This is a genomic window from Limimaricola cinnabarinus LL-001 (genome assembly GCF_000466965.1).
GTDB classification, from domain to species: domain Bacteria; phylum Pseudomonadota; class Alphaproteobacteria; order Rhodobacterales; family Rhodobacteraceae; genus Limimaricola; species Limimaricola cinnabarinus.
Window position 1 is genome coordinate 1 of record NZ_BATB01000043.1, and the last position, 21,147, is coordinate 21,147.

At 65.6% G+C, this 21,147-nt stretch carries 21 protein-coding genes and 3 pseudogenes; 13 read left to right on the top strand and 11 right to left on the bottom strand.

Annotated elements, in window-relative coordinates:
• Nucleotides 1–413: 413 nt before the first annotated feature.
• Nucleotides 414–638 (bottom strand): MliC family protein, encoded by a 225-nt coding sequence (locus MBELCI_RS22640; protein WP_369385457.1) that lies wholly within the window; start codon nt 636–638, stop codon nt 414–416.
• A 735-nt stretch (nt 639–1,373) separates the two neighbouring features.
• Between MBELCI_RS22640 and MBELCI_RS22645 the strand changes: the two genes are divergently transcribed.
• The 7 genes from MBELCI_RS22645 to rnk all read left to right on the top strand — a co-directional run bounded on the left by MBELCI_RS22645 (nt 1,374) and on the right by rnk (nt 6,450).
• On the top strand, nt 1,374–1,511 hold the full coding sequence (locus MBELCI_RS22645; RefSeq protein ID WP_369385458.1) for a YjiS-like domain-containing protein: 138 nt from the start codon (nt 1,374–1,376) through the stop codon (nt 1,509–1,511).
• A gap of 551 nt (nt 1,512–2,062) precedes the next feature.
• Nucleotides 2,063–2,548, top strand: a complete 486-nt coding sequence (locus MBELCI_RS13225) for a Dps family protein (RefSeq protein ID WP_021694744.1) — start codon at nt 2,063–2,065, stop codon at nt 2,546–2,548.
• 150 nt (nt 2,549–2,698) lie between these two features.
• Complete coding sequence (locus tag MBELCI_RS13230; RefSeq protein ID WP_021694745.1) at nt 2,699–4,000, top strand: MFS transporter; 1,302 nt, start codon at nt 2,699–2,701, stop codon at nt 3,998–4,000.
• 577 nt (nt 4,001–4,577) lie between these two features.
• A complete protein-coding gene (locus tag MBELCI_RS13235) occupies nt 4,578–4,880 on the top strand; it encodes a DUF1127 domain-containing protein (RefSeq protein ID WP_045320161.1) in 303 nt (100 codons plus the stop codon).
• Nucleotides 4,881–4,934: 54 nt separating this feature from the next.
• On the top strand, nt 4,935–5,165 hold the full coding sequence (locus MBELCI_RS20780; RefSeq protein WP_131505557.1) for a hypothetical protein: 231 nt from the start codon (nt 4,935–4,937) through the stop codon (nt 5,163–5,165).
• A gap of 288 nt (nt 5,166–5,453) precedes the next feature.
• Entirely contained in the window at nt 5,454–5,921 is a 468-nt protein-coding gene (locus MBELCI_RS13240; protein ID WP_045320166.1) for a hypothetical protein, read from the top strand.
• 88 nt (nt 5,922–6,009) lie between these two features.
• Nucleotides 6,010–6,450 (top strand): nucleoside diphosphate kinase regulator, encoded by a 441-nt coding sequence (rnk, locus tag MBELCI_RS13245; protein WP_021694749.1) that lies wholly within the window; start codon nt 6,010–6,012, stop codon nt 6,448–6,450.
• 561 nt (nt 6,451–7,011) lie between these two features.
• Here rnk and MBELCI_RS13250 read toward each other — a convergent pair.
• Nucleotides 7,012–7,488: an Lrp/AsnC family transcriptional regulator gene (locus tag MBELCI_RS13250; RefSeq protein ID WP_021694751.1), complete on the bottom strand. Its 477-nt coding sequence runs from the start codon at nt 7,486–7,488 to the stop codon at nt 7,012–7,014.
• A 109-nt stretch (nt 7,489–7,597) separates the two neighbouring features.
• On the opposite strand from MBELCI_RS13250, the gene MBELCI_RS21790 reads away from it, so the two are divergent.
• The 4 genes and pseudogenes from MBELCI_RS21790 (at nt 7,598) to MBELCI_RS13265 (ending at nt 10,419) form a co-directional block, all read left to right on the top strand.
• Nucleotides 7,598–7,837, top strand: a complete 240-nt coding sequence (locus MBELCI_RS21790; RefSeq protein WP_235047644.1) for a hypothetical protein — start codon at nt 7,598–7,600, stop codon at nt 7,835–7,837.
• Nucleotides 7,837–8,238: pseudogene (locus MBELCI_RS22355) on the top strand (aminotransferase class V-fold PLP-dependent enzyme); the annotation flags it as partial. The gene MBELCI_RS21790 and the pseudogene MBELCI_RS22355, both read left to right, overlap by 1 nt.
• Before the next feature lie 83 nt (nt 8,239–8,321).
• Nucleotides 8,322–9,032, top strand: a complete 711-nt coding sequence (locus MBELCI_RS22360; protein WP_268744188.1) for an aminotransferase class V-fold PLP-dependent enzyme — start codon at nt 8,322–8,324, stop codon at nt 9,030–9,032.
• A 262-nt stretch (nt 9,033–9,294) separates the two neighbouring features.
• Nucleotides 9,295–10,419: a DSD1 family PLP-dependent enzyme gene (locus tag MBELCI_RS13265; protein WP_021694753.1), complete on the top strand. Its 1,125-nt coding sequence runs from the start codon at nt 9,295–9,297 to the stop codon at nt 10,417–10,419.
• 195 nt (nt 10,420–10,614) lie between these two features.
• On the opposite strand, the gene MBELCI_RS13270 is transcribed toward MBELCI_RS13265, so the two are convergent.
• Nucleotides 10,615–11,730 (bottom strand): S-(hydroxymethyl)glutathione dehydrogenase/class III alcohol dehydrogenase, encoded by a 1,116-nt coding sequence (locus tag MBELCI_RS13270; RefSeq protein ID WP_200861280.1) that lies wholly within the window; start codon nt 11,728–11,730, stop codon nt 10,615–10,617.
• A 149-nt stretch (nt 11,731–11,879) separates the two neighbouring features.
• Between MBELCI_RS13270 and MBELCI_RS13275 the strand changes: the two are divergent.
• Nucleotides 11,880–12,757 (top strand): annotated as a pseudogene (locus MBELCI_RS13275) (LysR family transcriptional regulator).
• Nucleotides 12,758–12,808: 51 nt separating this feature from the next.
• Here MBELCI_RS13275 and nagA read toward each other — a convergent pair.
• From nagA to MBELCI_RS13315, 8 genes and pseudogenes are all read right to left on the bottom strand, one after another.
• Nucleotides 12,809–13,975 carry an N-acetylglucosamine-6-phosphate deacetylase gene (gene nagA / locus MBELCI_RS13280; RefSeq protein ID WP_021694756.1) on the bottom strand — a complete coding sequence of 389 codons (1,167 nt, stop codon included), beginning with the start codon at nt 13,973–13,975 and terminating at the stop codon, nt 12,809–12,811.
• Nucleotides 13,968–14,749: pseudogene (gene nagB / locus MBELCI_RS13285) on the bottom strand (glucosamine-6-phosphate deaminase). Before nagB ends, nagA begins: the two are co-directional and overlap by 8 nt.
• Before the next feature lie 83 nt (nt 14,750–14,832).
• Nucleotides 14,833–15,681 (bottom strand): ROK family protein, encoded by an 849-nt coding sequence (locus MBELCI_RS13290; RefSeq protein WP_021694759.1) that lies wholly within the window; start codon nt 15,679–15,681, stop codon nt 14,833–14,835.
• Nucleotides 15,678–16,352, bottom strand: a complete 675-nt coding sequence (locus MBELCI_RS13295; protein WP_021694760.1) for an N-acetylmannosamine-6-phosphate 2-epimerase — start codon at nt 16,350–16,352, stop codon at nt 15,678–15,680. The genes MBELCI_RS13290 and MBELCI_RS13295 overlap by 4 nt, the downstream gene beginning before the upstream one ends.
• Before the next feature lie 62 nt (nt 16,353–16,414).
• A complete protein-coding gene (locus tag MBELCI_RS13300; protein WP_021694761.1) occupies nt 16,415–17,689 on the bottom strand; it encodes a TRAP transporter large permease in 1,275 nt (424 codons plus the stop codon).
• Nucleotides 17,686–18,180 carry a TRAP transporter small permease gene (locus tag MBELCI_RS13305; RefSeq protein WP_021694762.1) on the bottom strand — a complete coding sequence of 165 codons (495 nt, stop codon included), beginning with the start codon at nt 18,178–18,180 and terminating at the stop codon, nt 17,686–17,688. The genes MBELCI_RS13300 and MBELCI_RS13305 overlap by 4 nt, the downstream gene beginning before the upstream one ends.
• A gap of 110 nt (nt 18,181–18,290) precedes the next feature.
• On the bottom strand, nt 18,291–19,250 hold the full coding sequence (locus MBELCI_RS13310; RefSeq protein ID WP_021694763.1) for a sialic acid TRAP transporter substrate-binding protein SiaP: 960 nt from the start codon (nt 19,248–19,250) through the stop codon (nt 18,291–18,293).
• Nucleotides 19,251–19,292: 42 nt separating this feature from the next.
• The gene (locus MBELCI_RS13315) at nt 19,293–20,012 is read right to left on the bottom strand and encodes a FadR/GntR family transcriptional regulator (RefSeq protein ID WP_021694764.1); all 720 of its coding nucleotides are present in this window, start codon (nt 20,010–20,012) and stop codon (nt 19,293–19,295) included.
• A gap of 164 nt (nt 20,013–20,176) precedes the next feature.
• Here MBELCI_RS13315 and MBELCI_RS13320 point away from each other — a divergent pair, with 164 nt between their 5' ends.
• Nucleotides 20,177–21,073: a dihydrodipicolinate synthase family protein gene (locus MBELCI_RS13320; RefSeq protein WP_021694765.1), complete on the top strand. Its 897-nt coding sequence runs from the start codon at nt 20,177–20,179 to the stop codon at nt 21,071–21,073.
• The last annotated feature ends 74 nt before the right edge of the window (nt 21,074–21,147 follow it).

Genomic DNA, 21,147 nt, shown 5'->3' on the forward strand with positions numbered 1-21,147 from the left:
CGGCGTCCTCGACGCCAAGAACCGCGCCGCCTAATCAAAGCGCGTCACCCAAATTCAATCATAGCTCAGCGTTCTTCGATGAGCCGCTATTCTTGGATGTCCCTAACGGCGATTTCTGATCAAGGCGACCTCGAACTTCCTCGTAACGAACGCCAGTTGAACCCTCGACCTGCAGGTGAGCCTCGTTGCGGATCTGCAGGTGATGTTGGCGTGTGGCACAATCGATCTGCTGATCGGCCCACTAAGCCTTATCGACCAAAAGGCATATGTGGATAATTCCTGCTTGCGTAAGCGGGGGTATCCACACATGCCTAGCGTTCCGCCGGTGTCCAAGGCCTGACGAGCCCCTGCGCGATCAGGCGCAGGCCCCCGGCTGCCCCTCCCGAGCGATCATCAGGTTTCGGCCTCGCAGGTCATGAGCGTGTCCTCCGCGATGAGGTCGGTGAGCATGCCGCCGCCACCCTTGACCCACCACTCGTACTGCCCGGCGACATAACGCGCCCCGATGCGGCCACCACGTTGACGAAGACGCGCTGCTCGCTGTCGATCGGAACAAGCGCCAGGCTTTCGGAATCGGATGTGACATAACGCACCTGCATGGATGGATCCTCCCCGCAGGCATAGGAGGTGGTCGTCACCTGCGCGTCGGTCAGCTGCAGGCTGATCGAGAGCGATGCGTCGGCCAGAGCCGCCGAAGAGAACAGGGTGAGCAGGATAGCATTTGAAATCGTTTTTTTTCATCTGGGACCTTTCCTGACGCGTGAAAACAGGCAGCACATGGCGGGTCGATACAGAAGATATGCCGCCGGTTCGAGCCCCTGATCTGCAAATGTCGTCATGGCGCATTTTTTTTCGCGGATTGAGAAAACGCATTGCGCTGGATTACTGGGCGCGAGCGGCTATTACGACATGACCGACGATCATCCAAGGAGTCTTTGGCAAGTATTTGCGCAGCCCTCTGCCATGAGCTTGCTTATTTTCAAAGAACCTCTATATCGGAGGCATGACCATGTTCAGCGCTCATAAGAGGTTCCTGCTCAACGCAGGAAAGCTACTGAACCGCCGGTAACCCCGAGCGGGCAAGCCATGGTGCTTGTTCACGCCTCGGGGGTTTTTGATCTCTCACAGATCCAATCAACACGACAAAGGCGCCATGCCCGCATTGCCGGCGCGCGATCACGCGCATCATGCTTTCATGCGAAATGGCGCCTGACGTCTCGGCATCAGTAGACTCAAGGCAGCAAGAACATGTCAATCTACATCACGCGCAAATGATAGATTCCTCCGTTCAGAAAAGCAGGAATCAAATGAATGGCTCCATCTTTTCGGTTCTGTTCCGGTGGGTCAGAAGGCAGCTGCAACGGCGCAGCATGATGGCCGACCTTCAGGCGTTGGACGACAAGATGCTCGACGATATCGGCATCCGCCGAGCGGATATACCGCGACTGGTCGGCACTTTTGGTGATCACGAACTGCGCATGCGCAGCTTGGTGCAGAACGCCAGAGCGTAACAACGAAATTGCCTTTTTGCAGCGTTCAGCGTGACAACGCCGTGCGTTTTGGCATGCCGCGATTGCGGCATGCCCCTATTCACCATTTGCATCCAACTCCGCGCAATGAGGATCGAAACGATGATGATTTGCCAGATGAATATCGAAAGATCTGTACCAAAAAATTCCGCTTCCAACGCCGCATGTATCGCCCGATGGGAAGATGACGGCGGGGGGCCCAACCCTATTCTGTTCACCAATTGCTCGTCGGGCCCGGAAGCGCGCCGTATCGGTCGAATGCCCCCGCGCAAGATTGCTGCGGCATCAGCCGAAACAGATCTTTTTTCTGAAGGTGAACGGCCTGTCAGGGAGAAGTTTCACGGAGTGACCATCACACGACGTGATGGCGCCATGGAATGCATCCGGACCCAATACAACAAATCACTAGATGATCATTCGCCGCGACAAATCGAACTTTCATTCGAAATGAATGCCGCGACGCAATCTCACTGCCATGTCAACATGACGTCCCGAAGAACAAGACAACCTTTACTCTCACGATGGAGGCACCATTGACGATCACCCTCAAGCACAGCCAACACTCCGAAAACGCCAAGGCCGTCAATCCCGATGTCACACCCGTCGCCGACGCGCTGACCGATGTTCTGACGGACACCTACCGTCTCGTGTTGAAGACCCACGCTTGCCACTGGAACGTGGTCGGCCCGATATTCTACCCGATACACCAGATGACGGAGGAGCATTACACCGACATGTTCGCCGCCGCGGACGTTTTGGCCGAGCGCATCAGGGCCTTGGGCAAACGCGCCTCGGTGAATCCGGTCCGGATGATCGATGGCTTGGACCCGGATGCGGATCTGGCGGCGGACGAGATGGTCAGGGGGCTGTTGTCGGATCACGAGACACTGTCGCAGCGCTTGTACGCCCTCGTGGAGACCGCCGAAATTTCCGGTGATCCGGTCACCGCCGACATCGCAACGGAGCGCGCGGCATTCCACGACAAGGCGGCCTGGATGCTCCGTGCGACAGCCGCGTAAACGCGCCCTGTCGCGGCAACAGGCGAAGGATTGCCCCGCTTCGGCCGGGGTATTCTCATTGACGCGGTCCCGTCGCTGTTCATCATCACCGGACCGCCTTGACGTTCGAGCTGAACTGTCCCGCGAAGGGACGAGATTGCGGATCAGGCCATGGCACACAAACTGCGCGACTTGCTGGCGCCCGTAAAATCCCTGCTTGGCGGAACGGTCGCCTTCATGGCTGGAAATAGCCTGCTTGGTGTCATTCTGCCGCTTCGCATGGAGGCTGAAGCCTATCCGGTCGCACTGACGGGCGCGATCATGGCGGCATATTACCTCGGCCTCGCGCTTGGCGGCGTGAAGTGCAAGCACGTCATCCTTCGTATCGGACACATCCGCGCGTTCTCGACCTTCGCCGCGCTCACCGCGGCGATCTGTCTAGCCTATGCGTTCTTCTTCAACCCAGCGGCTTGGGTGATACTCAGACTCGTCAACGGGTTCTGCATCGCCGGCATGACGACATCGATCGAAAGCTGGCTTAACGACCGCAGCAGCAACGAAACCCGCGGGCGCGTTCTTGGCTATTACATGCTGACCTTCTACCTCGCCATCGCCCTCGGCCAGACCTTGGTGAACACGGCCCCCGTCGCAGGCAGCGATCTTCTGATGATGTCCGCCGCGCTGATCGGCTTGTCTCTCGTTCCCATAGCCCTGACGACTCTGGGTGAGCCGAACCTCGGTGAGTTGCGCGTCCTGAACGTGAAAGAGCTGTTCGAAGCCTCGCGGGTCGGTGTGGTCGGCGCCGGTGTGGCGGGCATCCTCGTCGGCTCATTCTATGCCTTGGGCATCGTCTTTGCCCGTCAGATCGGGTTGAGCGTGACGGAAGCGGCGCTGTTCATGAGCACCGTCGTGCTCGGGGGGCTGAGTTTTCAGGTGCCCATCGGCATCCTGGCGGACAGGTTCGACCGGCGGATCGTCATGTCCTGCATGCTGATCGCGGTGGGGGTGTCATGGGGCCTGCTTTCCAAGTCGATCTCGAACGGAGTGCCGCTGATTGCCTTGATGCTGATGGCGCTGACCTTCGGCGGCGCGATCAGCAGCGTCTATCCGCTCTGTGTCGCGCAAACCTTCGACCGACTGGATCGGAGATACTACGTCGCGGCCTCTGGGCGCTTGCTGATGGTCTATTCGATCGGCGCGACGATCGGTCCGTTGCTCGCCTCGGCGCTCATGTCGCTCTACGGACCATTCTCGTTCTTCCTGTTCGAGTCAGCCATCGCGATCGCCTATGCGCTGTTCGTTCTCGTCAGCGTCAAGGCGGGGCCCGAACTGCCCGCCGATGGACGCGAGAAATTCGTGCCGCTTCCCGACATCTCGCCCGTTGCCATGGGGCTCGACCCGCGCACGGAACCGGATCCGTCCGAGCCGGACGCCGGGTTGACACCAGTGAGGAAGAGCGCGGTCGATCGGTGACGGGGTAACCGGTTCGGCATGCGTTCCACTTGGGCCCCCCGTCGCGATGCGGGGTTCTGCGTCGCGGGGAAAGCGAAGGGGCGACGGCAAATACTTTTGAAAGGTCCGACAGGCCAGAACGATGCCCGCCTGAAATCGAGACGGCTATAGAAATGTCCAAACCGGCATCGCATAAGCCTGACGCCGGAGCCGAATTGCAGCCGTTTTCCCTATGAGAATTTCTTCTGAACGCAACGGAGTTTTGCGATAGGCGGCTTTGCGCCTCTTTGTCGCATGGTCCTTCCACTCTCTTGAGCTCACCCCGCCCAACATGTATCTTCAGGTCATGATGATGTTCAGCCTTCATACGAGGTTCCTGCTTTTTGCAGGCAATCTGCTGAACCGCCGGTAGCCCCGGGCGGTCCGGTCCGGTTGGGCCGGTTTCCGCACCGGGGTTCTTCTGATCCGCAATCAACCAAACAGACCAACAGCGCAATTGCGTTGTCCGGGAAAGACGTTCTGGCGACGGAAATCTTTTCCAGACGGCGCGTGCGCCGCCGGAATATCTGTTTTGCTGGTCCTTTTACCGGAGAATGATATGTATCCCTATATCGAGAAGAACGCACTCGCTCGGCTGCCTCGCCACGAATCGCCGAAACCATCGTCGGGCGGCATTCGCAGTTGGATCAAGGCTGCAACACGAGAGTGGAGGCGCCGCAAGATGATCGCCGCGCTCGAGGCGATGGACGACCGGTTGCTGCGCGACATTGGCTTGTATCGCGGCGACATCAGGAACGTGGTGAACGGTCTTGACGACCGCGAGCTGCGAATGACTCCGGTCGCGCGGAGCGCCGATAATGGCTGCCCGTGCCGATCTGCTTTCTCGGAAGCCGCGTGGTGATCTGATTTTCGAAAGCTGCTTCGTATTCAACGGATTCAAGGAAGGATGTTCGCAATGCTCAGCAATGTTGATTTCGAAGACCTGTTTCCCGATATGTTTTCACCGAAGCGACGACTTTCGGACGATCGGCGCCAGTCATCCATGCCGAAAGCCAGCACTCCGCGTGATAATGTTGTAGCCCACAATCCGGATGAAACGGCGGTGGTTCTGGCAATGGCACCCGTCATCGCAACAGCTGGAGCCGTTCACGCTTTCATGGCGGCTTGGGCGCGAAACGCGCAGTGACGTCGTACCACAGGAAAAATGCTCGCAGTATGGACGAATGGCAATGCTTGGAACCATTCGTTCGGGCATCTCTGGAATCTAGTCGTTTCCAGCGATGCCGTGCCGATGGGCCATTCGTCGAATTGAAGAGGTTGATGTCATGATCTCGCACGAAACTCATTTCCGGTTCCTTCTACTGAACCGCCCGGTGCCCCGGGCGGTCTGCGCATAGGCGCGTCAAGGACCGACCCGGGGCATCTCGTTTTTGCAAACTGAGAACGTGGGCTACGTGCCCCGGGGAGTATGATCATGACCCTCATGAAACCGGTTCGTCCATCGACCAGCCAAGCCATTCCGGCGATGCTGGAACAAACGGCTCTCGGCACGGGATTTGCGCTGACCCTCGCAGATCGCATCGCCATCGAGCGCCTGCTTTGCAATGGTGCGACGCTCAACGCGCCCGATCCGCTGCTCCTGACGGCCTTGTTGCGTCACAAGCTGCGGATCTCGCGCGCGGCCAGAGAGCCTGCGGCACCCGACCTCGTCGTGGCCGGTCGCGTCGTCACCTATGAGATCGAGGGCGACGGCATTCGCTCCGGAACGCTTAGCACGTCGCGCATGCCGTTTCCGAACCATGTCCTCGTGGCCTCCCTGCTCGGAGCCACGCTGATCGGCATGCGGGCACTGCAGACGGGGCCGCTGCTGCGCAGCGACGGAAGCGTCGCCTCGGTGACCATACTCGATATAGCGGCACCCCCGGTTGAGGACGCGGCCTGACCGATGAGCGATCCGCCTCGGCGCTCCGCCCCGAACCGCCTCATCATGAATACGCCCACGCGCTTGCCGCGACTATTCAGGTAGAACCATGCTTGCAATGCTGACCTCCCCCCACCTGCTCCGCCGTCGGCCAAGGCTGACGATCAGCGACCAGGATCTCGCGCGGCTCGAAGCAATGGCTGCAAACAAGCTGTCCCAGGACCCCGATCTGGCAAACCACCTGCTCGAGGAGTTGGGTCGGGCGCGGATCGTGCCCGCGCACAAGCTGCCCCGCACCGTCGCGGCGATCGGCCGGAGCGTGACATACCACGACGAGACGGCGGATCGGGACCGGACCGTGACCCTCGTCTTCCCTGAGAACGCGGACATTGCCTCCGGTCGCGTGTCGGTCATGACGCCGATCGGCGTGGCCCTGATCGGCCTGTCCGAGGGCGCGAGTTTTCATTGGGAAACTCGCGCCCATGCGATCCGCAGGCTCACCGTGCTGCGGGTCGCGGAGCCACGTATCACCGAGCTCGTCGAAACCTGATGCGACCCGCCGCTTCAAAGGCCCCACAGGTCATGCCTTGCCTGAGAAGATATGGCCGAAGCGCCTCGGCAATCTTGAGACCCTTCGGGAAGATCGGAACTCGGCACGCCGCCGCTATCATTCTGCCGCGAGGATACCATGCTCCATCACCGCATCAGTTCCTGTCCCGCTTGCACCGCCCCGTTGCCGCGCAGGACCATCGCCCACTGCCCGCATTGTCATCATGCCATGACGGTCCGCCGGACCATCGTCGAGGTCGCTTGTCGCCGATGCGGATCGACTATCGTGCAAAACGGCACGCCCACGCTGATCTGCCGACCCTGCCGCAGGCTGCGGCCTTCGCGCATGGCGCCGCGCATGAGGCTCCTGTTTTGATACCACTAGCCTGACTTTCGTGCCTGTCGTTTGTAACAGCGAGCCAGCTGACGATCGCCCTCCGGGTCTCCGGTCTCGGCGTGTGCCGCAGAGAAGCTGATTGAGTCCAGACCGCATGCTTGATCGAAGAGACAGGTATCCACATCGCATCGATTTTGCCCGATGCCGGCGCTGCGGTGCTTTTGCTCAGCGCAAGACCGAGCGGATCGCCAATGGCCGGTTCTCCAGGATCGCCTCCATCGCGAAATGGCCCGTTACCGCCTCGATGTCGAAACCTTGGATCAGCGCTTGATAGAAGCGATCATAGCCTGCCATGTCAGCGCAGACCGCCTTGATCATGTAGTCCCAATGCCCGCCGATCCGATGAAAATCCACGACTTCGGGGAGCGCCTCGACATGCGTGCGGAAGGTTCGCGCCCAGTCCGAGGCATGGTGACGGGTGCGGATCATCACGAAGACTGTCAGCCCCAGCCCGAGCGCTGCCGGATCGATGTTGGCCCGCCGCCCCTTGAGCACGCCCGCTTCCTCCAGCCGCTTGAGCCGGCGCCAACAGGCGTTCTGCGACAGACCGACCCGGGTGGCCAGCTCGCGCTGCGACAGCCCGCCTTCGCGCTGCAGCAGCTCGAGAAGCTGGTTATCTAACTGATCGGTCTGAATAGCCATATCGCCGTATTCTGACCCAATCGACTGCAGCATTCCAGTTCAGTTTGCCGTCGAATGATCTATGTGCGGTGAAGATGATAGGTCGCAACTCGCTTAGGAGAACACCGCCGTGACCGACCCTTTCGACCGTTTCGAGACCGCTTTGACCGAGGCTGGGCCTAAGGCCCTGCGAGCCGGCCAGTTCGGACGCGGTGCCGTCGTTCCGGGCCCGTTCGGGCCGAAGCCGCTGGTCTATGCCGACGATACCGCTTCGGGCAGAGCGCTGCGACAGGTTGAGACATGGCTGCAGGAAGAAGTCCTGCCCTTCTATGCCAACAGCCATACCGAGCCTCGCATTGCGGCGCACTGATGACCCGGCTGCGCCGCGCGGCGCGGGTTCGGGTGGCGCAAGGCTGCGGCGCGGGCCCCGATCACACGGTGATCTTCTGCGGCAACGGCGCGACCGCGGGGATCAACCGGTTGGTGCAGCTTTTTGGTGTGGCCCGGTCGCTGGCCGTCGGCCGCCCGGTCCATGTCCTGATTGGCCCGTGGGAACATCATTCCAACATTCTGCCTTGGCGCGAGAGCGGCGCCGAAGTCACCGAGCTGTCGGAAGGGCCGCACGGCCCCTGCCTCAATGCGCTCGAAATGGCCCTTGCGCGGGCGCGCCGAACGGGCGCGCTCTGCATCGTGGCCCTCTCGGGTGCCTCGAACGTCACCGGTGCCATCGCCGATACGGACCGCGTCACGGCGGCGGTCAAGCGCGGCGGCGGGCTGATGATCTGGGACATGGCCTGTGCCGCGCCCTACCTGCCACTCGCCATGCGCAGCGGCGGGACCGAGGCCGACGCCTGGTGCTTTCGTCGCACAAGTTCGCGGGCGGGCCGGGCGCCTCGGGCGTGCTGGTGGTTCGCCGCGCCGCCTGCGCGACAGACCGTCCGACCCAGCCCGGCGGCGGCACGGTGCGCTTCGTCGGTCCCGAGACGCATGATTACGTCCCCGACCTCGCCGCGCGCGAAGAGGCCGGCACGCCGAACCTGCTGGGCGACATTCGCGCCGCGCTGGCCTTCGCGGTCAAAGGCGCGATGACGCGCATGGGGCTGCTCGAGACCGAGGCCGCGCTGGCCCGGCGCGGCCTCGCCGCGATCGGGGACACCCCCGGCATCGACCTGCTCGGCGATTCCGACCGTCCCCGCCTGCCGGTCCTGTCGTTCCGGGTGACCGCCGCCGACGGGACGCCGCTGCACCAGCAACTCGCCACCCGGATGCTGTCGGACCTGTTCGGCGTGCAGGCGCGCGGCGGCTGCGCCTGTGCAGGGCCCTACGTGCACCGCCTGCTCGGCATCGACGCGGCCGCGTCCGAGGCGCTGCGCGCCCGCATCCTCTCGGGCGAAGAGCTGGCCAAGCCCGGCTTCGTGCGCTGCAACCTGTCGCCGATGATGTCAGAGGACGAGCTCGACACGGTGCTCAGCGCGATCGCCGCCCTGCCCGACGCGGCGCTGCGGCATCGCGACCATTACGAAGCAGATGCCGGACGGGCCATTTTCGGGACCAAAGCCGCCTAGATCGTGCTGCATGGCAGCGCCGCGACGATCCGGCGCGCCTGCCGCAACGCGATGCATTCTCCGGACAAGTAGCCTGCGCAGCCATCACCGCAGCTGAACCCGTCGCCCGCTCCCGGCGACCGGACAGGCATCGCGGCAAATCCGTTGCTCGGCTTTCCCGGCGATTCCGGCTGGCCCCCCTCGCCAAGGGAGATCATGCTCCGGTGTCCCGGACCCGTCGACCGGCCCGATTTGCAAACCAGCTGACAGGAAAGATCGTTTCGTGACACCCGACCCGACCCGCATCGAAGATCTTGCGACGCCCGCCTTGCTGCTCGACGAGGCGAAGATGACCCGCAACATTGAACGGCTCGCGGCTCGGGCCCGCGCGTTGGGCGTGTCCCTGAGGCCGCATCTGAAGACGGCCAAATGCACCGAGATCGCGCGCCGCCTCGGCGGCGGCATGCCCGGCCCGATCACCGTCTCCACCCTGGCCGAGGCAGAGGTGTTCCACGCCGCGGGTCATGACGACATCCTCTATGCCGTCGGGATCGCCCCGCAGAAGCTTGCCCGCGTGCAGGCCTTGCGCGAGGGGGGCTGCGATCTCACCGTCATCCTCGACAGCCCCGAGCAGGCGAAGGCCGTGGTCGAGGCGCGGGTGCCGGCGCTGATCGAGATCGACAGCGACGGCCATCGCGGCGGACGCCGCGCCGAGGATCCGGCGCTGATCGAGATCGGGCGCATCCTGCACGGCACGGAATGCCTGCGCGGCGTGATGACCCATGCGGGCGAAAGCTACGGGGTGCGCGGCGAGGCCGCCCATGCGGCGTTCGCCGAGCGCGAGCGTTGCGCCGTGGTTGCGGCGGCCGAGGCCCTGCGCCGGGACGGGCTGCCCTGCCCCGTCGTCAGCGTCGGATCGACACCCACCGCCCATGCCGCGCGCGACCTGACGGGCGTCACCGATCTGCGCGCCGGGGTCTACATGTTCTTCGATCTCGTGATGGCGGGCATCGAGGTCTGTAAGACGGAGGACATCGCGCTGTCGGTCCTGACCACCGTCATCGGGCATCAGCGCGACAAGGGCTGGGTCATGATCGATGCCGGTTGGATGGCGATGTCGCGCGATCGCGGCACAGCGGCGCAGGACGTGGATCAGGGCTATGGCCTCGTCTGCGACGTGGAGGGGCGGGTTCTGGACGACCTGATCGTCGGTAGCGCCAATCAGGAGCACGGGATCGTCTCGTTGCGTCCGGGCGCGGATGCGGCGCTGCCGGACCTGCCCATCGGCACCCGCCTGCGCATTCTCCCAAACCACGCTTGCGCGACCGCCGCGCAGCATGATCGCTACCATCTTCTGCCCGCAGCGGACGGCGCCCTGAAGGTCTGGCACCGGTTCGGCGGCTGGTAGGGCGCGACGGCACGCCACGAACCGATGCCCATATCCCCGGGTCTTCGCGGGAAAAGGGGGAGGTGTTTGCCGTGTGAGAAGGACGATGACACCCGGTGTGCCGCAACGCCCCGGGGGCAGGTTCCAAACAGTGGGGCCCGAGCCGCCATCCCGCCGATGAAGGCCCGCGCGACACCCGGTCGCGCGGGCCCGGCTTCATGCGGCGTAATGGATCACGCTGCGGATGCTCTTGCCTTCATGCATCAACTCGAACGCCTCGTTGATCTTCTCGAGCGGCATGGTGTGGGTGATGAAATCGCTCAGCTTGAACTCGCCCGCGAGATAGCGCTCGACATAGTCGGGCAGCTCCGAGCGGCCCTTGACGCCGCCGAAGGCCGAGCCGCGCCAGACGCGGCCGGTGACGAGCTGGAACGGACGGGTCGAGATCTCCTGACCCGCGCCCGCCACACCGATCACCACGCTCTCGCCCCAGCCCTTGTGGCAGCATTCCAGCGCCGAGCGCATGACGTTGACGTTGCCGATGCACTCGAAGGAGTAGTCGACGCCGCCATCCGTCATCTCGACGATGACCTCCTGGATCGGTTTGTCGTGATCCTTGGGGTTCACGCAGTCGGTGGCGCCAAGCTGGCGCGCCAGCTCGAACTTGCTCTCGTTGATGTCGATGGCGATGATCCGGCCCGCCTTGGCCATGGTCGCGCCGATGATCGCCGACAGGCCGATGCCGCCGAGCCCGAAGATCGCGACCGTCGCCCCCTCTTCGACCTTGGCGGTGTTCATCACGGCACCCATGCCGGTGGTGACACCGCAGCCCAGAAGGCAGACCTCTTCGAGCGGCGCCTCGGGGTTGACCTTGGCGAGCGAGATCTCGGGCAGGACCGTGTATTCCGAGAAGGTCGAGCAGCCCATGTAATGGTGGATCGGCTGGCCGTCCTTGGAAAACCGCGTCGTGCCATCGGGCATCAGCCCCTTGCCCTGAGTCTCGCGGATCTTCTGACACAGGTTGGTCTTGCCCGAGCGGCAGAATTTGCACTCGCCGCATTCGGGCGTGTAGAGCGGAATCACGTGATCGCCTACGGCGACGCTGGTGACGCCCTCGCCAATGGACTCGACGATGCCGCCGCCCTCGTGGCCCAGCACCGCGGGAAAGATCCCCTCGGGGTCATCGCCCGAGAGGGTGAAGGCGTCGGTGTGGCAGACCCCGGTGGCGACGATGCGCAGCCGCACCTCGCCCGCCTTGGGCGGCGCCACCTCGATCTCCTCGATCGAAAGCGGCTCCCCTGCGGCCCAGGCGACCGCGGCCTTGCAAGTGATGGTCTCTGCCATGGTCTGGCGCTCCTGTCTTGGATCGGAAAGCCGCGACGATGCGCGGCATGGAGCTCACTTACATTACTTCACCAAGCGCGTTAATCTCCGGTTCTGGAAAACACTATTGCACATGTGCAAAGATCGGAGGGGAGGCAATGCAGGAGTGGGAAGGGGTCGGCGAGTTCGCGGCCGTGGCCGAAACGCTGAGCTTCACCCGAGCGGCCGCCCGGCTCGGCATCTCGACCGCGCAGGTCAGCCGACGGGTCAGCGCGCTGGAGGCCCGGCTGGGCGTGAAGCTCCTGCAGCGGACGACGCGCAGCGTTTCCATGACCGAGCAGGGAGAAACCTACTACGCCCATATCCGCCGGGTACTCGACGGGCTGGCTGAGGCCGAGCGCGCGGTGACCCAGGCCAACGCCGCGCCGGCCGGACGATTGTCCCTCACCGCCCCCGTCACATTCGGCGAAAGCGTCATCGGTCCGTTGGTGAACGAGTTTCTCACGCGGCATCCCGCGCTCGAGGTGACGCTGACGCTGACCAATCAGAAGATCGATCTGGTGGCGGAGGGCTACGATCTGGCAATCCGGCTCGGAACGCTCCAGGATTCGAGCCTTATCGCCACGCGCCTGGCGGCCCGGACGTTGCATGTCTGCGCCAGCCCTGCCTATCTCGCCTCCAGGGGAACGCCGCAGCAACCCGGCGACCTGTCGCGGCACAATTGCTTGCAAGGCACGCTGGACCACTGGCGATTTCGACAGAACGGGCGCCGCGACAGCTGCGGGTTCACGGCAGCCTGCGGTGCAACAGCGGCTGGAGCCTGCTCGACGCGGCCATCAAAGGGGTGGGGTTGGTGCAACTGCCGGACTACTACCTGCGCACCGCCTTGGCCGAACAGAAGCTCGTGCCGGTTCTGGAAGAGTTCCAGCCGCCGGAAGAAGGCGTCTGGGCGGTGTATCCGCCGAACAGGCATCTATCATCCAAGGTCAGGCTACTGCTGGATTTCCTGGCCGAGCATCTTGGCCGATCCGGTTGAGCGCCTGGCAGCCCCGGGGGTTGCGCAGGGGACCATGACTCGCCTGACCGCTCAGCCCGACGCCCTGCCCCCATCGGGCAGCTGCCCATCCACGATGGTGCCAAGCGCATGCAGATCGTCGCCCAGCAGGGTCACGGAGGCGCGGTAACCCGGGGCGATGCGTCCCAGCTCCGCGCCCAGCCCGAGTGCTTCGGCCGGGGTCGTCGACGCCATCCGCAGCGCCTGCGCCCGGCGCGCCCCGCCCAGATGGCACATATTGCGCACGGCCTCGTCCATCGCCAGATGCGCGCCGGCCAGTCGGCCTTCCGCATCGGCAAGCCGCCCGTCCTGCTGGCGGATGGTCTTGCCGTTGACCGTGAAGCTCGCCTCGGGCGCATCCAGCGTCGCCATCGCATCGGTGACGAGACACAGCCGCCGCTCCGTCATGACCTGCAACGCGAGCCGCAGGTTCGCCGGATGCACATGGATGTCGTCGGCGATGATCCCGGCGAAGAGCCGCGCGTTGCCGAAGACAGCGCCGACCACGCCGGGCGCGCGGCCCATGATCTGCGACATGGCATTGAACAGATGCGTGGCCCCGCCGAGGCCCTCCTCGGCCGCGCGGCTCATCGCGGCGTGGTCGGCCTCGCTATGGCCCGCGAAGACTGTCAGACCAGCCTTTGTCAGCCGCGCGATCGCGCCCGGCGGCGCCTCTTCCGGCGCCAGCGTCAGCAGCAGCGGCCCACCCACGCCCTCGCACAGCGCGTCGAGATCGCCGGGCGCCAGCTTGCGCACCGCGTCCGGCGGATGGATCCCCGGCCGCGCGGGCGACAGGAACGGCCCTTCGAGGTGCAGGCCGAGAGTGCCCGGCTCCGCTTGTGTCAGCGCCTCGCGCACCGTGCGCATCGCGGCGAGATAGCCCGTGCCCGGCGCGGTGATGAAGGTCGGCAGGATATGCGCCGTCCCGCCCCGGCGCGCCGCGCGCGCCATGCGGCGCAGCGTCTCGCGCGTGGGCGCGTCGTTGAACATGACCCCGCCGCCGCCGTTGATCTGCAGGTCGATGAAGCCCGGCGCCGCCACGGGCGCGCGCAGCACGCGGCCCGGCGGCGCATGGGCGGCGGCGGTGACGTCGTGGATGTGGCCGTGCCGGATCACGACAGCCCGCTCCGCGCGCGGCTGCTCCGCCTCGCCGTCGAACAACGCCTCTGGCAGGACGATCAGGTCGGTCTCGTCAGCCAAGCGCCACCTCCTGCCCCTGCGGGTGGACCGTCTCGTAATACTGCCGCAGTTCCAAATCGGCGGCAGCATCGGCGTCGAGCACGATGGTCGCGCGGGGATGCAGCTGCAGCGCCGAAGCCGGACAACGGGCGCTGAGCGGGCCCTCGGCCATCGCCGCCACCGCCGTCGCCTTCTTCGTACCTGTGGCCAGCAGCACGGCATGGCGGCTGCGCAGGATCGTGGCGATGCCCATGGTGATCGCGAAGCGCGGCACCGTCTCTTCCGGCCCGAAGAAGCGTGCATTGGCCTCGCGGGTGGCAAGGGTCAGCGTCTTGACCCGCGTCGGCGAGGCCAGCGAGGAGCTGGGTTCGTTGAAGCCGATATGGCCATTGCCGCCGATGCCGAGAAGCTGCAGGTCGATGCCGCCCGCCTGCGCGATCGCGGCATCAAAGCGCGCGCCTCGGCGGCGGGGTCCGGCGCGTCGCCACGCGGCAGGTGGGTGCGAGACGGATCGAGCCCGAGCGGGCCGAACAGCCGATCTCGCATGTAGCTGTGGTAGGACTGCGAATGCTCCGGCGGCAGGCCGACATATTCGTCGAGGTTGAAGCTGGTCATGCGGTCGAGCGCGATCTCACCGGCCCGGGCTCGCTCCACGAGCCTTGCATAGACCGGCTCCATCGTGCCGCCGGTGGCAAGCCCGAGGACGGCCTGCGGCTTTTCGTTCAGGGTCTGCGCGATGATCTCCACGCAGCGTGCCACGGCGGCGGCGGGATCGGGCAGGATCAGGATCTTCATGGTATCGGACCTTCACGGTGCCGGCGGTCGTCGAGCGCCGGTAGGCTAAGACAGGGGTACAGGAGCGCGGTCATGCGAGCGTCTCAGGCCCGCGCCAGCTCCGCGATCCCGATGATGCCGGCGCCGCCGCTGAGCTTGGCGGCTCGCAGCTCGGGGCGCAGCGCGGCTGGCAGCGCTGCGAGTGCCGCGCGGATCCGATCGAGAAAGCCGGGGGCCAGGCCGACCCCGCCGCCGATCACGATGCGGGGCGGGTCGATCAGCATCTGCAGATCCGTGCAGAGCGCGGCCGCGCGGGCAGCGGCCGTCGACACGATCTCTTCGGCCCAGCCCTCACCGGCCCGCGCCGCCGAGAAGACGCCGCGCGCATCGGTGTCATGGCCGGTCTCGCGCGCGGCCCGGGCGATCCAGCGGCCCGACATCCGGTCCTCCAGCGGCCCCTTCTCCGGGGTCAGCCCTTTCATCTGGCCCGCATGCCCCGCCAGACCGCCGCGCCCGGACAGAAGGCGCCCCCCCGTCACGATGCCGCCCCCGATGCCGGTGGAGATCGTCAGGTAGATCATGTCCTGCCCCGCGCCCGCGCCATGCAGATGCTCTCCCCAGGCCGCCGCCTGCGCATCATTGGCCAGCGTCACCGGGCGGCGCAGCCGCGCTTCGGCCATGGCGGCGTAGGGGGTCTCGGCCGGAATCGCCAATGTGCCGGGATTGAGCGCGGACCACAGGCCATCCGAGATACGGCCCGTCACCGCGATGCCGACGCGGTCGTAGCGCCCCTCCCAGCGTGCCGCGAGCTCTGTCGCGGCATCGAGCCAGGCCTCGGGGCCTGCCTCGCGGTCGGTCGGCAGGGTTGCCTGGTCGAGCACATGGCCCTCCTCGACGAGAGCGCAAAGCAGCTTGGTGCCGCCCTGATCTATGGCGAGGACCGGCCCGCTCATGGGCGCGTTCCCGCCCCGCTCACCGCCTCGGCGAACCAGCCGGTGACATGCTCGATCCGCGTGATCGCGGAGCCCACGACGACGGCATGCGCCCCGGCGGCGATCGCCTGCGCTGCCTGTTCGGGGCGGTGATAGCGCCCCTCGGCGATGGCGGGCAGGCCGGTGGACGCGAGCGCCGTCACCAGCTCAAGATCCGGCCCCTCGGGCGGCGCCTCGCCATCGGTATAGCCCGACATGGTGGAGCCGAGCAGCGCCGCCCCGGCAGCGGCGGCGGCGCGCCCGTCCTCGGGCGTGGCGCAATCGGCCATGGCGAGACGCCCGGTGGCGCGCACCACCTCGATCAGCGTGGCGACGGCTTCGGGCCGGTCACGACGGGTCGCGTCGACGGCGATGATGTCGGCCCCGGCATCCGCCAGATCCGCGACATCCTGCGCGAAGGGGGTGATCCGCACCGGGCTGTCGACGAGGTCGCGCTTCACGAGGCCGATGATCGGCGCATCGGTCAGGGCGCGCACCGCGCGCAGGTTGGCGATCCCCTCGATCCGCAACCCTGCCGCGCCGCCGTCGAGGGCCGCCTTCGCCATCGCGGCGACGATCTCGGGGTGGTCCATCGCCCCGCCGGTCACCGGCTGGCAGGACACGACGAGACGGCCACGTAGTTGATCGATCATGTATGAGGCTCCGATCTTGCTTTGAACAAAGGGCGATGCGCGGGCCTGCGCGGGAACCCGGCCTAGCGCATCAAGCCGGGCAGCCCGGTCGCGAGGATGGGAAAGACACAGACCAGCAGCAGCACCACCACCGGCGGAATCAGCCAGGGCAGGATCGCGCGCGCCAACCGGTGAAACGGGATGTCGCCCACCTGCGCAACCACGAACAGCGCCATGCCCATCGGCGGTGTCAGGATCGAGATCATGAGGTTGAGGATCACGATGATTCCGAAATGCACCGGATCGATTCCGAAGCCCATCGCGATCGGCACGAGGATCGGCACCACGATCAGCAGGATCACGAGGCTCTCGATGAAGCAGCCGAGCAGGAAGATCATCAGGTTGACCGCGATCAAGAAGGAGATCGGCCCATCGGCGAGGTTGAGGAACATCGAAGCGATCTGCTGCGGCGCCTGCTCGCGCGCCAGCACGAAGCCCAGGAGCCCCACCCCCGCCACGATGGTGGCGATCGAGGCCGAGGTCAGCGTCGAGTCGTAGATCGCGTCCCATAGCCGGCGCAGCGTCAGCTCGCGGTAGAACAGAAGGTCGATCGCGATGGCGTAGAGCACCGTCACCGCCGCCGCCTCGGTGGGCGAGAACAGCCCAGAAAAGATGCCGCCGACAATCACCGCGGGCGTGAGCAGCGCCGGCAGGCTCTTGACGAAGAGAAGGCCGACAGCGCGCGCCTCGGGCCGGGGATCGCGCGGATAGTCGCGCTTCTTGGCGGTGGCATAGACCATCACCATCAACGCCACGGCGCAGAGCACGCCCGGCACCACGCCGCCGAGGAACAGCGCCCCGATCGAGGTATTGGAGATGACGCCGTAGAGCACCATGGTGATCGAGGGCGGCACCAGCGGGCCGATCATCGAGGACGAGGCCGTCACCGCGCCCGCGAATTCCTCGTCATAGCCCGCCTCGCGCATCGCCTCGATCTCCATCTTGCCCAAGCCCCCCGCATCGGCGAGCGCCGAGCCGGACATGCCCGAGAAGAACAGCGAGGCCAGCACGTTGACATGACCCAGCCCGCCGGTGATGTGTCCGACGAGGGCGCGGGCGAAGCCGAACAGGTGATGGGTGATGCCAGCAGAGTTCAGGATCGCGGCGGCGAGAATGAACAGCGGCACGGCGAGGATCGGGAAGCTGTTAAGCCCGTCGACCATGCGCTGCATGGCGAAGCTCAGTCCCATGCCGGTGTGATAGAAATAGCCCATGGAGACGATGATCATCGCCATGCCGATCGGCACGCCGATCAGCACCATAAAGAGCCAGACGAGGCCGACGGAGGCGAGGATCATGCCACGTCCTCCAGGCCGGGGCCGCCCGGGGCCTGCATGTCGGGCCCTCGTCTGAGGCGCGCGAGGATGCGTCGCACCACCCGGTGCAGAACGAGAACCACCGCGACGAGGCCCGCAGTATAGAGCACGGCATCCGAGGCGGGCAACGTCACCGCTTCGTTGTTCCAGGTGCGCTGGACCGTCTTCCACGAGATGAGGACGAGATGGCACAGGATGCCGCCCCAGAGCAGGTCCACGGCGATGGCGAGCCAGTGCCGCGCGCGGGCGGGCAGCGCGTCCGCGAGAAAGCCCATGCGCAGCTGCGCGTCGTTCCGCTCGACCGCGGCGATGGCGATGAAGGCCATCCACACCCAGATCCAGCGCGCCGCTTCCTCGGTCCAGACCGGGCCTCGGAACAGTGGGGTGCGGCCGAAGATCTGGATCATCAGCACGGCGAAGAGGACGATGAAGAGCGCCGAGGCCACGATGCCTTCGAAGCTGTATCTGCGCATGAGATCTCCGTTCCTTCGGTTGGGAGAAGTATGGCGGCGAGGCGCACCTCGCCGCCGGATCACGAGGGGCGGGCGGAGGGGGAGGCCTCCGCCCGCCGCCCGTCAGCGGCTCATTCGCCGCGGACCTCGGCGATCGCGCCCGCGCCGAACTCGGCTTCGAGTTCGTCGTAATAGGGCTGCATCGCCTCGCGGAACGGCGCGAGATCGGGGCGGGTGATGGTCAGGCCGCGCTCCTCGAAGGTAGCGATCAAGTCCTCCTCGGCCTTTACGGTCATCTCGTCCGAAACCTCGCCGCCCGCCTCGATCGCCTCGCGGACCCAGCCCTGCTCTTCTTCGCTCAGGCTCTCCCAGGTGCCGTTCGACATCAGGATCGCGGCGCTGGCGACGAAGTGGTTGGTCATCGCGACGTGGTCCTGAACCTCGTAGAACTTCATCGCGTCGATGGTCGGCAGCGGGTTCTCCTGCGCGTCGACCTGGTTGGTCTGCAGCGCGAGATAAACCTCTTGGAAGGCCACGGGCGCCGGGGTGGCGCCGACATTCTCGGCATAGGCGATGAGGAACGGCACGTTGGGGGTGCGCATGCGCAGGCCCTTCATGTCGTCGATGCTCTCGATCGGCTTGTTCGCCGTGGTCTGGCGGGTGCCATAATACCACAGGTCGAGCATCTCGACGCCCTGCTCGGCGAACTTCGCGTCCATCTCCTGGCCCCAGGGGCCGTCCACGATCTCTTCGAGATGCGCGAAATCATCGACGACATAGGGCGCGCCGACGAGCTTCAGCTCGGGGATGACATAGCTCATGTCCGGGTAGCCGGTGATGACCATGTCCAGCTCGCCCGCCTGCAGCTGCGCCACCATGGCCTTGAAGTCGCCAAGCGTGCCGGAGGGGAACAGGTTCACGGTCAGCTCGCCGCCCGACAGCTCCTCGAGCTTTTCGCCGAAGGCCTGCGCGCCCTTGAAGACGTTGGACACCTCGTTGTCCTGCATGCCGAAGGTCAGTTCGCGCGCCTGCGCGCCCCCGGCGATCAGGGCCAGCATCGCGGTCGCGGCGAGCATCTTGGTATGGATCATGGTCGTTCTCCTCCTTGGTATGTCGTTGGCCGCCGGACGGCGTCAGTCGCCCTCCGGCGGCAGGTCCATCCCGGTGCTGCGCGGGGCCTTGAGCCGGGCGCGGTAGGATCTGGCGAGATGGCGGTCCATCACGTCGGTGGCGGTCACCACGTCGCCCGCGAGCACCGCCTCGTAGATCGCGCGGTGTTCCTCGTAGGCGATGCGGTCGTAGCGGGCCGGATCGTCGGTCGGGGCGCGGCGCGCGAGCATGCCGCTCACGAACATGTCGTGCAGCGCGAGGATCACCGGGTTGTCGATCACCGTGACCAAGGCCCGGTGAAAGGCGATGTCGGAGCTAGCGAAGTCGGGCGTGCCGATCGCCTCGAAATTGCGGTCGAGCGCCGAGCGGATGCGGGTGATGCGGATGTTGTCGGCATGCATCGCCGCCTGCCGCGCGGCGCCGCTTTCGATGAACTGGCGCATCTGTTCGAGATGCGCGCGGCTCTCGTCGTCGCCCAGCACGTCGCGCAGGTGGTCGCCCGCCGCCGTCAGGACCCCTTCGAGCGACGGCGTCGCCGCGCGCGGGCGGTGACCGGTCTGGGTCTTGAGGTAGCCGCGAAGCTGCATCTGCGCGAAGGCCTCGCGCACGGTCGGCCGGGAGGCACCGAAGCGCTCGCCCAGCTCGCGTTCGGTCGGAAGGGGAGAGTCGGGGGCGATCTGGCCGCCGCGGATCTCCGCGATCAGCGTCTCGGCGATGACACCGGATGCGCGTTGCGCCGTCATGTCAGCCCCTCCCTCAGCACCGATCCTCGTCTCCTCGCAGTCTTGGTATTTTCAGGATACAATATTGTCAAACCAAAATATCCCATATAGGCAATACTGGATTACAGGCACCATCTCGGGTCCGATCCTCGGGCGGTGTCCATCACCAGAGGGGGAACGCCAAGGTGGCCAAGCAATTTTCGGGAATGTACGCGGCGCTAATGACCGGCATGGACGAGGCCGGGGAGTTTTCGCCCGACCGCCAGCGCAACATCGACGTCTATGTGCTGCGGCAGGGGCTGGCCGGTCTCTATGTCGGCGGCAGCAGCGGTGAATCGGGGCTCATGGGCACCGATGAGCTGCTTGCGCAGCAGGCCGTGGTGGCCGAAAGCGCCAGGGGCCACGACGCCCGGCTGATCGCCCATGTCGGCGTGCCGTCGCTGCGCGATTCCGTCGCGCTGGCGCGCCGGGCCGAAGCCTTGGGATACCACGCGCTGTCGGCCCTACCGCCGCATGCTTACCCCTTCTCCGACGACGAGGTGCTCGCCTATTACCGCGAGCTCTCGGCCGCGACCGCGCTGCCGCTCATCGTCTACGAGGTGCCGATCCGCACCGGCCGCCCCTTCGGCCTCGACACCCTGGTGCAGCTTCTGGAGATGCCGGGCGTCGGCGGCATCAAATTCACCTCGACCGACCTGTTCAAGTTCTCGATGCTGCGGCGCCGTTGCCCCGAAAGCCTGTTCTTCTTCGGCTTCGACGAGGTCTACATCACCGGCGCCGCGCTCGGGGCCGATGGCGGCATCGGCACGACATACAGCATCCTCGGCAGGCTCTACGTGGCGCTCGACGCCGCGATGCGCGCGGGCGATCTGGCACGCGCGCAGGAGCTTCAGGACCTGTCACAGCGCTTCGTCGAAGCGCTTCTGGACGTCGGCGTCCTGCCCGGCATGAAGGCGGCGTTCCGGGCGATCGGTGTCGATTGCGGCCCGACGCGAGCGCCGCTCACCCCGAAGATCGCGGATGCCGAGGCGCGCATGAAAGCGGTCCTGGATCAAGCCGAGTTCAAGCGCTGGCTTGCCTGAAACGGCTTTCGTCCGGCGGCTGAAGCGGCCGGACGAGACCACGGCCCCTTCGCGTCGACCGGCCATACGCTCCG